Raw genomic sequence first — 11,042 nt, forward strand, 5'->3', positions numbered from 1 at the left:
CGAGATGACGTGAGCGCGTTAAGGATCAGGGTGTTCACGTTGGCCGGAATGGCTGTTCAACTTCGCCGGAATACGCACTTAGGGGGGAATATGACTGTGTCGAAATTCTTGATATGATCGGAACTCATTGAGTCCCCTCGGTGCGCATCAATAATATCGAATTAGTATCTCCAAGCATTCATACCGCAAAGGTAATAAAAAAGAGATGCTGTTATCAGCATCTCTTTGGGGGCAGTTGGAGTTGCAATCTATTTCTGCAACATTGGAGTGGCTTGTGCAAGCAAGTCTGCAGTTGCGAGCAACTCTTGCTTGGTGGCACAACGTTGCCCATTTTGAGCTCGCTGGTTAGCTAAGAGGCTTAACGCTTCTGGGTTGTCGATCAAGTAGTTAATTCGTTCTAAATAGCTGTTCCGAATAGTAGATCACTGGAGGAAGGGAACTCAGTCCAGTTTGTGCGATCTCATTAGTCGCCAAACAAAACAAGCCACACCCAAAGGACTGAGTTGATGCCTATCCTACCACCCCTGCCACGACCACAACGGCGCCGCATTCACAAAATCATCCATGCCACGCGTGATAAAGGGCATGCTCGTCGCTTGATGGCCATCTTGCTGTTACATGAAGGACGCACGATCACCGATGTTCATCACCTTACCGGCGCTGCGCGCTCGACCATCGGTCGTTGGCTTCGGTGGTATCGAGATGAAGGCATAGATGCGCTAGAAGCCTTACCGGCTGGCCGTGCCCCAGTCTTACCTATCGCCAAGATTGTCACCTTACTGGTGCTGCTCATGCAGTTTTCTCCGCAAGATTTTGGTTATCAGCGCAGCCGTTGGTGTACCGAACTATTGGCTATCAAAATCAATCGGTTAACAGGCCTCAATATGGCAGCCTCCACGCTCCGTCGATGGTTACCGCGTATGGGCATTGTCTGGCGAAGGCCCGTGCCGACCTTGCGGATAAAAGACCCAGCCTATCAGGAGAAAATGGCGGATATCGACGCTGCGCTGGCCCGCTGTGATGCCGATAATCCGGTGTTTTATGAGGATGAAGTCGATATAGACCTCAATCCCAAATTAGGGGCCGACTGGATGTTCAGAGCGCAGCAAAAGCGGGTTGTCACGCCGGGACAGAACGCGAAACATTACCTGGCAGGCGTTCTCCATGCAGGCAACGGAAGAGTGCTTTACGTCAGTGGGATAAAGAAAAACTCATCCCTGTTTATCGCCATGCTGGAAAAGCTGCGTCGCCACTACCGACGAGCCAAAACCATCACGCTGATCCTCGATCACTTCGCGCGACGGGACTTGCTCATGCGACCTCGCTTTCGATCAGATCGCGAGGACTGGGTGCAACGGGTCGTCGCTGACGGCCACGCCATATGCATTCTTCCGGAACGATCGCCGACCGTGCAAGGCCTCGTCACTCGGCCGATCGACGGATTTGTCTTGGAGCGCGAAGTCGTGATCGCGACAGTATCCGGCTCCACGGCAACGGTCGAGATACGGAACATCGCGCAGCTGGCAGCCCGGTATGAGTGGAACTGAATCACGACGTGAAGAGCTTCGGCGCTATGGAAACTATACGCGCAGCGTATTGGATAAATCTGGGGCGCACTGCTATAGTCGGCGCAATGACTGCAAAGATAAATGACAGTGTGTCGAGCTCTCTAGATTAATTATTGGAGACTATCATGAAGTTTGAGAAGTCACAGGCAGCAGTTGACCGCCTGACCCCCGAGCAACGCCGGATTACCCAGGATTCGGGGACCGAAAGGCCCTTCACGGGTGAGCACAACGACAACAAGGAGCCTGGCATCTACGTCGACATAGTGTCGGGAGAGCCGCTGTTCGCTTCAACGGACAAGTTCGATTCGGGTACTGGCTGGCCCAGCTTCACCAAGCCGATCGTTCCGGCAAACGTGAACGAGGTGCGGGACAGTGCACACGGCATGGTCCGGACGGAGGTCAGGTCGGTACACGCCGACAGCCATCTGGGCCACGTTTTCCCGGACGGTCCTTCCGACCGCGGCGGTCTGCGCTACTGCATCAACTCTGCGTCCCTTCGCTTCATCCCGCGCGACGAGATGGAGTCCGAGGGATACGGTGAATATCTCGATCAAGTAGAGGAGGCTTAACATGCATCAGCGCGCTGTTCTCGCAGGAGGATGTTTCTGGGGCATGCAGGATCTGATCCGCAAGCGGCCCGGCATCATCTCGACCCGTGTGGGTTACACGGGCGGCGATATTCCGAACGCCACGTATCGTAATCACGGCACGCATGCCGAGGGGATCGAGATTGTCTTCGACCCGACAGTGACGAGCTACCGGCACATCCTGGAATTCTTCTTCCAGATCCACGATCCGACGACGCTGAACCGCCAGGGCAATGATCGTGGGCTCTCCTACCGGTCGGGCATCTATTATGTCGACGAGGAGCAGAAGCGCGTCGCCGAGGATACGATCGCCGATGTGGATGCCTCGGGGCTGTGGGATGGCAAAGTGGTGACCGAGGTCCAGCCGGTCGGCGAGTTCTGGGAGGCCGAGCCCGATCACCAGGATTATCTGGAGAAGCGGCCGGGCGGCTACACCTGCCACTTCGTCCGTCCCGACTGGGTTCTTCCAAAGCGGCATGAGGCCGGCGATGTGAGCCCTGCGGCCGGGGCTGCAGCGGAATAGGCTTCGCTGCCGTTAGTGCCGCGCCGATCCGGTTCGCAACCTCCGACGACCGCGTCAATCGACGCGGTCGTCGAACCCGGCCTTGAAGCAGATCATTCCATTCAGCCGCCGTCGCAGTGCCAGGATCCAGATATGACAGACCTCTCCTCCTTTCCCATCACGCAGCGCTGGCCAGCATCTTATCCGGATCGCTTGCAACTATACGCGGCCCCCACGCCCAACGGCGTCAAGGTCTCGATGATGCTGGAGGAGACTGGCCTGCCGTATGAGCCCCACTTCGTCGACATCTCGAACAACGAGTCGAAGGATCCAGCGTTCGTGTCGTTGAATCCCAACGGCCGCATACCCGCGATCATCGATCCGGCTGGCCCTGACGGCCAGCCCATTGGCATATGGGAAACCGGTGCGATCCTCATCTATCTGGCCGACAAGACGGGGCAGCTCATCTCAACAACACCCGCCCAGCGGTACGAGACTCTGGCCTGGGTGTTCTTTCAGGTGTCGGGCGTTGGGCCGACCTTCGGACAGCTAGGCTTTTTCCTGCGATTTGCCGGCAAGGACTATGAGGACAAGCGACCTCGGCAGCGCTTTGTTGATGAATCCAGGCGTCTTCTCGGGGTCCTGGATCACCGGCTGGAGGGCCGCGAATGGATTGTCGATGATTACTCGATCGCGGACATTGCGACGTTTGGCTGGGTGAATGCGCTGGTCGAATTCTACGCAGCGGGCGACATCCTCGGCCTAAGCAGCTATTCGAACGTGCAGGCATGGCTCGAACGCGGGCTGGCGCGACCGGCTGTACAGCGTGGCCTGCGAATTCCTGCGAGGCCTGCATGACCATTATCGCCGCATATTATTACAACGAAGGTAAGCGAGTCCGTGAAATCAGGCTCGATGAGCACGTCGAACTAAACGAGAATCGCTCGGGCTTCTGCTGGATCGCGCTTAGCGAGCCCACCGCAGACGAACTCAGCGCGATCCAGACGACGTATAACCTCCATCCTTTGGCGATCGACAACGCCATGCACCCGCTGTGCCCGCCCAAGCTCGAGGTCTACAACGATGAGTTGTACGTCGTCGCCCAGACCGCCGAGCTGGTCGGCGACCGGATCAGCTACGGCAAGATGGCGATCTTCACCGGTCACAATCACCTTATCACCGTGCGGCACGGCAATGCCGGAGCGCTGGGCAAACTTCGGGAGCAACTCGAGGCATCGCCGACGCAGTTCGGCAAGGGTGTCGACTATGTGCTGCACGCGATCTTGCACCGAGTGGTCGACCAGTATCTGCCCATCTTCGAAATGATCGAGGACGACGTCCTGGCGATGGAGCGACGGTCGCTGCACGATTTCCTCGGGCCAGAAGAGGTGGCGCGAATCTTCGAACTAAGGTCCGAACTCACGCGGTTCCAGCGCACGCTCGGGGCTATGGCCGAGCTGGTGCGAAAGCTCGTTCGCGGCCACTTTCCCTGCATCAGCGCCGAAATGACACCATATTTCCACGACGTCGCGGACCATGTCCACCGCGTGCAGTCCATGGTCGACGGCCTCCTGCTTATCCTGTCCACGGTCTTCGAGGCCAGCAGCCTTCTGGAAGCGCAAAGGATCGGTGTGGTCACTCGCCAGCTCGCGGCCTGGGCGGCGATCTTGGCGGTCCCGACGGCGATCGCCGGAATATATGGCATGAACTTCAAGCACATGCCGGAACTGGACACGCCATATGGCTACTTCGTCGTGCTCGGAGTGATAGCGGTGTTCTGCCTTCTCCTATTCATGCGCTTCAAGAAGGCCAAGTGGCTATGAGTAACGCACTTCGCGAGCTTCTCCGTCCGCCGAGTCACAGCGCGCTTTGTGCGCGAGCGTGTCCAATCCAGTTCAAGATGAAGGTGCTTCCATGACCTCCCAGGTGACCGACGTTCTAGAAGCAGTCCAGTCATTCATCGCCAAAGGCTATGACCGCGAATACCGCGTCAAGGACGGCAATCTCGTCGATCTCGAACTAGGGTCAACCCTCGATGCATGCAGCATTCGCGTCGATGCGGCGTTGCGCCTCGAGAGCGGGGACGACGGCGAAGATGCCTCCAACATCTACGCGATCACCGATCCGGCGACAGAGCATAAAGGCCTGTTGATCGACGCCTTCGACGTGTTCCACGAAATCTGCCCCCGCGACTTGTCCGAGCGCCTTGTGGCGCATCGGGAAACAGCACCGGCAGGTGACCAGGACGCGCCGAGCAAGCACGGACTACGGAAAGTCTACAAGAGCGAGTTTCACAGCGATCCCGAGCGTTACGTTCTGCGCGAGGGCTTTCCAGACTTCCCGCCATGCCCTTTCGGCCAATCCTTCAGCATCCTCGGCTTCGATACCGCCGAGCAGGAATATGTCTGGCTCGTCACGAGCATCATTCGAGATCCTCGGCTGATCAGGGTTCCATACCAGGGCGAAGACGTCATCAGCGACGAATAGCGGTGTCGCTTAGCCGGAAAGGCTGGCCTTCCTGGCCCACACATCTGCAGGCTGAACTTTAAGAACATCGAAAATTAGGAGGTGATTATGGACTGGAACAAGGACCACATACGAGAAACTATGCTCTTGCTGGAGACAGCAGCGTTGCACAGCGCTCGCGAAAACTACCTGGACTATGTCTCTACCGCTCGGCTCGATCGGAGCGAACCGATCGAAAACGACGAACTAGCTCAGGCCGAGGTCGCGAGCGACTTCGCTGAAGCGCTCGATGACACGCTCCATGACTACGCCAATAAACTCGAAAAGCTCAGGACGATCGATTTCGGCCCCAAGTTGGCCGTCAACGAAGGCGCTGTCGTCAAGCTGTCCGGCCGCCACTTTGTGATCGCGGTGTCAACGAGCAAGTTTACCTGTCAGGGGCGTGAGCTCATGGGCATTTCCACGATGGCGCCGATCTTCGAAGCGATCGAGGGTGCCCGAGCCGGGGAGACCGTGCAGTTCAACGGCCGGGACCTCACCGTAGAAGACGTGGAATAAAGCCCTCCACCGCAGCCGGCGCGCTAGTGCCGAACGCCCTGCATCTCTTTCTGCATGCATACGGTCACTTGCAGCCGCGTTGACCTGGCTCATCAAAGGCAAACTCATGACAACACCTTCATTCTTCATCACCCCCGGATACGGGACGCGCCTGCATGACGCGCTTCATTATTCTCAGGCAATGCGCATTGGTGACCGCGTGGAGATCTCCGGACAGGGCGGATGGAACGACGATCTCGTCATTCCGGAGTCGATTGAGGAAGAGATCGAGCAGGCGTTCAAGAACGTGGAACGGACGCTCGCGACCGCCGGAGCACGCTGGCCGCATGTGGTCCACGTCAATTCCTATCACGTCGGTGGATTCCCTCCCGTGATCAACGAAACAATGGCCAAGCTGTATCGCCACTACATGCCCGACCGCGCTCCAATCTGGACGCAGTTGGGAATCGAAGCGCTGGGGCTTCCAACCATGCGTATCGAAATTCGCGTAACAGCTATCATCGCCTGACCCCGCGGTTCGTGCAGGCGCCGTGCCGCGCTAATCCCGCACGCCCTGCGCCCGCTTCTCCATGCATATCATCGTATCGAGAGATCCGGTTATCATCGGCGTGCTCGGAGAACGGGGGGCCGCCTTGGCCTGGTTGGCGCGCCTCGGCTGCCTGCGGGCGATGGCCAGCACTGCCAGGAGCGTGAGCAACGCCGCCGCATAAAGGAACAGGCCGCCAGGGCCGACGATATTCATTGCAGCTGCTCCTATTAGGGGGCCAGCGGCTGTCCCGATCCCGTTGAGCAACAGAAGCCCGCGCGCGGTGCCGAGTAGCCGACCGGCCGGAAGATCGTCGTTTGCGACGGCGAGACACAACGAATAAATCGGGATGCCAAAGCCGCCGAACAGCGCACCTGCCGCAAGGAGCAGCGGCAGAGGCGCTTCCACCGCCAACGCTACGCCGATGGCAGACGCTGCGGACGCCAGCGCCGCACCGGCGATGACAAGATTCCGGGGCACTCGATCCGAAAGCCAACCGAGTGGCCAATGGAAGGCGAGCGTTCCACCAAGAACCGCAGCCATGAAGGCGGAGATACCGCCCACATCGAGGCCGATGCTCTGGGCGAAGTTCGCGCCCATGCCCCAGAAACCACCGATAGCCAGGCCGGCCAGGAAAGCGCCAGCCGCAGCGAGAGGTGATACGAGGACGAGGTCCCTGAACGCGACCCATTCCTGTTCCACCTGGGCCGGCGGATGACTGGGCAGCAAGGTGATCGGAACCACCGCCGCTGATATCAGCAGCGACACGATGAGGAACAATGTCACGTCGGCGGGCGGTGCGATGTTGAGTAACGCCTGCCCGATTGCCCATGAGCCCATAGAGACAACTCCGAATATCGACAGGAGCTGCCCGCGTGTGGATGGCAATGCGTGGGCGTTGAGCCAACTCTCCGTTGCGAGGATCATGCCCGCGTAGGCGAAGCCGGTAATCAGGCGAAGCGGCATCCAGGCGATCGGCTCCACGAACGCCACATGGAGAAGGGCGGTCATCGAGGCAATGGCCGCGAAGCCGGCGAAGGTTCTGACATGTCCCACGGAGACGATGATCGGTGGCAACACGAGCGCGCCGATCGTGAAACCCGCGAAATAGAAGGACATCATCGCGCTGATCGCGCCGGTCGAGAACCCCTTATGGCCGGCTCTCACGATCAGGAGCGTGCTCAGCAGGCCATTGCCCAGCAGCAGAGCGGCGACGCTCAGCAGCAGCGCCGCCACCGGCGCGAGAACGAGGCCGCGCTTGCCCGCCGACCTCATGGTATCCATCGCCGGGCTCGTTCTCGGGCCTGACTTGAGGGTTGATACTCTGCCGCACTGATGAACTGGTCGAATGCTTCGCACCAGATGACGACCGTGTTGTAGTCACGGACATCGATGCCGGCAGGCACCTCGACGATGAAGCCGTTGAACGTCTTCACATCGCCCACGCGGACTGATCTGTCCTTGATTAGGAGAAAGGCCTCCTTCGTGTCGACGAAACGTGGTGCGAGGTAGAGCTTGTAGTCGGGACCAGGGGCGAGGCGCCCGATATGGGCGATACGGTCGCGCGAGACCCGGATCTCGCCTTCCCCCCAGTGAAGCAGGTCGCTGCCTTTGAGATCGCGGGCCAGACGCCCTGCGTAGAGCGTCTCGGCTGAGATGGTCCGCAAGGCCGCCGCGTCCGGGGCCTGGGGGGCGGTCAGGATCGGCAGCGTGTAGACACCGCCCGCGAAGCCCATGGCGAGCATCGCGAGATGGGTGGCAATCAGGATGACCCAGCGCCGCATCGGTTACACCAGCTCCAGTCCCTTCACGAGCTGATCGGCGTCGAGATGGAAGTCCGAGAATACGATGCGGCCGCCAGCGTCCATCACGGAGAACCAGGGCGTTCCCCGCGTGCGGTAGTCCTCCATGAAGGTGGGAAGCGTCGCGCCGGCAGGTGGCTCGTCCTGACCGAACGCGACAGGAAGCGCATACTTGAGCTGGTTCACGCGCAGCTTCTCGAAGGTGTTCTCATCCGCTCCTTCGAAGACGGTCTGGATCACCGCGAAGCCCACGCCCTTGGCGCTCAATGCACCATGCAACCTTTGTAGCGTCGGAAATCCATGCAAATGGCAGCCACGGCACCAGTGCTGGAAGGCGAAGAGGACTTTCGGGCCGGTGCCGAGATCCGACAGCTTGAGCGGCGCGATGCTTTCTCCATCCGCGCCAATCCATCTCTGCACCCGCAGCTCGGGGGCTTGTCGTTCGTCGACGCTCATCTGATCCTCCAATTCCGATGCAGAAGTCCGATGAGTGGTCGCGTGTGGCGATGGCACGCGAACCTCACCGCCTTGATCCCCTACAGGTTGTAGGATGCGAGTTCGCCGACCGATACCTCGTGGCCAGCCCCGCCGTTCTTCCGTCGGTGTGTCACCGCCGCCCCTCAATGACAAAGGCGCGATAGCGGGAACCGGCAAAACGGTGCGCAGCGATGGTTTGGTAGGCGGGGCTATGATACCAATCACGGGCGGCCTGCATCGTCGGGAACCGCAAAATTACGGCCCCTTCGACGGGCGGCCCCTCCAAATGCTCCATCGCGCCATAAGCGGCGAGAAAGGTTACGTCGTGGCCATCGAACGATGGGCCGACGCCTGCAGAATAGGTTGCGAGTTCTTCCGGATCGGTGGTTTCTTCGCGGGTGAAGACGACGAACGCTTCCATCTTAAAGTCTTTCATAAGGTCGCATCTGCAGGCCACCGCCGCTGGCGATGGCCTTAAAGTCGTCAGGCTGGCAGCTCGAACCCGATTTTCGTGAGTGCCTCGACGCACGCATCCTGATCCTGCTGATAGTTGCCTCCGGAGATGCCGATCCCGCCGATCAACTTCCCGTCTTCCAGGATCGGATAGCCTCCGCCGACAGCGACCATCCGGGGGCGATAGGCCAGCGGCGCCACTTTTGGATCGTTCGAAACATAGTCGTTCCAGACATGGGTGGGGTACCCAAACGAGGCGGAACTCCAAGCCTTGTCGATGGCAACATCGACGGTGAGAAACGGCGCGTCATCAGTGCGCTCGAACGCGCGCAGGTTACCGGTGGCGTCGACGACGGCGACCGCAGCCGGGATGCCGATTGTACGTGCCGCGGCGATCGCCGCGTCGATGAGGGCGACGGCGGTTTCGCGGTTGATCGAGGCGGTGGCAATGGATTTCGTCATGAAATTTCCTTCGCCGTGGCGTAATCCGTCCGGCGTTCTTGAGGTTAGAAAAGACGTTCGGCGGTGGCAGTCATCAGAAGCCTTCGAGGACAATCTTGCCTCTTGCCGCGCCACTTTCGATCAGTGCGTGCACCGTCTTCAGATTGGCGGCATTAATTGGCGACAATTTTTCGGTTAGCGTCGTGCGAATTTTGCCGTCGTCCACCAGCACCGCCAGCGAATTGAGGATCTTGCCCTGCTCATCCATGTCGGGCGTGCCGTAGAGCGACCGTGTGAACATCAGCTCGTGGTGGATCGACACTGCCTTGCGCTTGAACAGCATGACGTCGAGCGCCTTGGGATCGTCGATGAATCCGAACCGTCCTTGCGGGGCGATCAGTTCGGCGATGTCGGATGCATGCTGCTCGGTATGCGTGGTCGAGAACACGAAAGCGGGAGCGCCGATGTTGAGCTCGGCAATCTGTGGCGCGAGCGGCCGAGAGTGGTCGATGACATGATGAGCCCCAAGCCCTTTAACCCACTCCTGGGTTTCCGGCCGAGAGGCGGTGGAGATGACGATGAGATCCGTGCGCTGTCGAGCGATCTGGATGGCGATCGACCCGACCCCACCCGCACCACCGATGATGAGGATCGCCGCCGCCCCGGGAACGGGCTTCGTCACGTCCAGGCGATCGAACATGGCTTCCCAGGCCGTCAACGTCGTGAGTGGCAGCGCCGCCGCTTCCGCCCAGTCGAGCGACGCGGGTTTACGACCGACGATCCGGGCGTCGACGAGATGGAACTCCGCATTGGTGCCAGGCCTTATGAGCGATCCGGCATAATAGACCTCGTCGCCTACCGCGAACTGCGTCACGTCGGGGCCGACCTCTTGCACGATCCCGGCCGCATCCCATCCCAGCACTTTCCAATCGCCATCAGCGGGCGGCGTGCTGCTGCGGATTTTGTAGTCGACCGGGTTGACCGAGACAGCCTTCACCTCAACCAGGATATCGCCTCCTTCAGCGACAGGCCGAGGCAGATCAATGTCGACCAGAGAGGCGTCCTCGGCGATGGGTCCCGGAACCTTGTAACCAACGGCTTTCATCGGTGTCTCCAGCTTGCTGTATCCTGAAGTCTTATCGATCAGATCGAAATTTCTTCCGAAATATACTCAGGATTTAAAGATTTCGCGTGTCAGACTATGAAGGTATGCGCGCAACATATCCAATAGCGGTACGACATAGTTTCCATACCTCGGAGCCGGATTCAGAAGTTTATCGAAAATAGCGGTTTATTGCTGTTCGGCGGGTGAGCATCCGGATGGAGGCGATAAGCGCCCAAGCGGTTGAGGAGTCGACCTCTCAGCGGTCGCGTTGGCAGGGGCGATCTCGCCCGCCGGTCTCACACCAACGTTGGCAAGCGACGGCGTCCGCTCGAAATCCGCTGACGGGGATACGCCTGCAATGCCGATTCGAAGCTATCGAAACTATAGCTACAGGGTATTGGGAAATCATACTGGACTGACGCTATAGTCTTCACGCATAACCACGACTCAAAATGGTCCAACACTTTTCTCTACGCTAATAGGGGAGCCCGCAGAATTCGGAAAAAATCGTACGCTAAGGTTTTCCGGGCATCCGTAAGGGCCGAAACTTCCCGTCT

The 11,042-nt window shown here is 59.2% G+C and carries 13 protein-coding genes and 1 pseudogene; 8 read left to right on the forward strand and 6 right to left on the reverse strand.

What is annotated here, in order from left to right:
- Positions 1-506: 506 nt before the first annotated feature.
- The 8 genes and pseudogenes from PG887_RS20750 to PG887_RS20785 form a co-directional block, all read left to right on the forward strand.
- Positions 507-1,295: pseudogene (locus PG887_RS20750) on the forward strand (IS630 family transposase); the annotation flags it as partial.
- A gap of 398 nt (positions 1,296-1,693) precedes the next feature.
- Entirely contained in the window at positions 1,694-2,137 is a 444-nt protein-coding gene (gene msrB / locus PG887_RS20755) for a peptide-methionine (R)-S-oxide reductase MsrB (RefSeq protein ID WP_004099035.1), read from the forward strand.
- A gap of 1 nt (position 2,138) precedes the next feature.
- Complete coding sequence (gene msrA / locus PG887_RS20760) at positions 2,139-2,678, forward strand: peptide-methionine (S)-S-oxide reductase MsrA (RefSeq protein ID WP_004099036.1); 540 nt, start codon at positions 2,139-2,141, stop codon at positions 2,676-2,678.
- Between the two features lie 132 nt (positions 2,679-2,810).
- Positions 2,811-3,515: a glutathione S-transferase N-terminal domain-containing protein gene (locus PG887_RS20765; RefSeq protein WP_004099038.1), complete on the forward strand. Its 705-nt coding sequence runs from the start codon at positions 2,811-2,813 to the stop codon at positions 3,513-3,515.
- Positions 3,512-4,480: a magnesium and cobalt transport protein CorA gene (locus PG887_RS20770; protein WP_011191347.1), complete on the forward strand. Its 969-nt coding sequence runs from the start codon at positions 3,512-3,514 to the stop codon at positions 4,478-4,480. The genes PG887_RS20765 and PG887_RS20770 overlap by 4 nt, the downstream gene beginning before the upstream one ends.
- 91 nt (positions 4,481-4,571) lie before the next feature.
- The gene (locus tag PG887_RS20775) at positions 4,572-5,144 is read left to right on the forward strand and encodes a hypothetical protein (RefSeq protein ID WP_004099040.1); all 573 of its coding nucleotides are present in this window, start codon (positions 4,572-4,574) and stop codon (positions 5,142-5,144) included.
- Positions 5,145-5,231: 87 nt separating this feature from the next.
- Complete coding sequence (locus PG887_RS20780) at positions 5,232-5,681, forward strand: hypothetical protein (RefSeq protein WP_004099042.1); 450 nt, start codon at positions 5,232-5,234, stop codon at positions 5,679-5,681.
- Positions 5,682-5,760: 79 nt separating this feature from the next.
- Entirely contained in the window at positions 5,761-6,189 is a 429-nt protein-coding gene (locus PG887_RS20785) for a RidA family protein (RefSeq protein ID WP_018429625.1), read from the forward strand.
- A 30-nt stretch (positions 6,190-6,219) separates the two neighbouring features.
- Here PG887_RS20785 and PG887_RS20790 read toward each other — a convergent pair whose 3' ends face one another.
- The 6 genes from PG887_RS20790 to PG887_RS20815 form a co-directional block, all read right to left on the reverse strand.
- Positions 6,220-7,491, reverse strand: coding sequence for an MFS transporter (locus PG887_RS20790; RefSeq protein ID WP_004357638.1), 1,272 nt, complete (start codon positions 7,489-7,491; stop codon positions 6,220-6,222).
- Entirely contained in the window at positions 7,479-7,991 is a 513-nt protein-coding gene (locus tag PG887_RS20795) for a DM13 domain-containing protein (RefSeq protein ID WP_004357637.1), read from the reverse strand. The genes PG887_RS20790 and PG887_RS20795 overlap by 13 nt, the downstream gene beginning before the upstream one ends.
- Before the next feature lie 3 nt (positions 7,992-7,994).
- Entirely contained in the window at positions 7,995-8,465 is a 471-nt protein-coding gene (locus PG887_RS20800) for a TlpA family protein disulfide reductase (RefSeq protein WP_011191345.1), read from the reverse strand.
- A gap of 151 nt (positions 8,466-8,616) precedes the next feature.
- Entirely contained in the window at positions 8,617-8,907 is a 291-nt protein-coding gene (locus PG887_RS20805) for a DUF1330 domain-containing protein (RefSeq protein WP_011191344.1), read from the reverse strand.
- 62 nt (positions 8,908-8,969) lie between these two features.
- On the reverse strand, positions 8,970-9,401 hold the full coding sequence (locus tag PG887_RS20810; RefSeq protein WP_004357630.1) for a GlcG/HbpS family heme-binding protein: 432 nt from the start codon (positions 9,399-9,401) through the stop codon (positions 8,970-8,972).
- A 73-nt stretch (positions 9,402-9,474) separates the two neighbouring features.
- Complete coding sequence (locus tag PG887_RS20815) at positions 9,475-10,485, reverse strand: zinc-binding alcohol dehydrogenase family protein (RefSeq protein ID WP_011191343.1); 1,011 nt, start codon at positions 10,483-10,485, stop codon at positions 9,475-9,477.
- Positions 10,486-11,042: the final 557 nt, after the last annotated feature.

It is taken from the genome of Aeromonas sp. QDB14 (assembly GCF_027707845.1).
GTDB lineage: Bacteria > Pseudomonadota > Gammaproteobacteria > Enterobacterales > Aeromonadaceae > Aeromonas > Aeromonas caviae.

What these genes read in the sequence shown, in the direction of transcription:
- msrB (WP_004099035.1), top strand. Translation starts at nt 1,694, where the DNA reads ATGAAGTTTGAGAAGTCACAGGCAGCAGTTGACCGCCTGACCCCCGAG.
- PG887_RS20775 (WP_004099040.1), top strand. Translation starts at nt 4,572, where the DNA reads ATGACCTCCCAGGTGACCGACGTTCTAGAAGCAGTCCAGTCATTCATC.
- PG887_RS20765 (WP_004099038.1), top strand. Translation starts at nt 2,811, where the DNA reads ATGACAGACCTCTCCTCCTTTCCCATCACGCAGCGCTGGCCAGCATCT.
- PG887_RS20780 (WP_004099042.1), top strand. Translation starts at nt 5,232, where the DNA reads ATGGACTGGAACAAGGACCACATACGAGAAACTATGCTCTTGCTGGAG.
- PG887_RS20770 (WP_011191347.1), top strand. Translation starts at nt 3,512, where the DNA reads ATGACCATTATCGCCGCATATTATTACAACGAAGGTAAGCGAGTCCGT.
- PG887_RS20815 (WP_011191343.1), bottom strand. Translation starts at nt 10,485, where the DNA reads ATGAAAGCCGTTGGTTACAAGGTTCCGGGACCCATCGCCGAGGACGCC.
- PG887_RS20800 (WP_011191345.1), bottom strand. Translation starts at nt 8,465, where the DNA reads ATGAGCGTCGACGAACGACAAGCCCCCGAGCTGCGGGTGCAGAGATGG.
- PG887_RS20810 (WP_004357630.1), bottom strand. Translation starts at nt 9,401, where the DNA reads ATGACGAAATCCATTGCCACCGCCTCGATCAACCGCGAAACCGCCGTC.
- PG887_RS20805 (WP_011191344.1), bottom strand. Translation starts at nt 8,907, where the DNA reads ATGGAAGCGTTCGTCGTCTTCACCCGCGAAGAAACCACCGATCCGGAA.
- PG887_RS20795 (WP_004357637.1), bottom strand. Translation starts at nt 7,991, where the DNA reads ATGCGGCGCTGGGTCATCCTGATTGCCACCCATCTCGCGATGCTCGCC.
- msrA (WP_004099036.1), top strand. Translation starts at nt 2,139, where the DNA reads ATGCATCAGCGCGCTGTTCTCGCAGGAGGATGTTTCTGGGGCATGCAG.
- PG887_RS20790 (WP_004357638.1), bottom strand. Translation starts at nt 7,491, where the DNA reads ATGGATACCATGAGGTCGGCGGGCAAGCGCGGCCTCGTTCTCGCGCCG.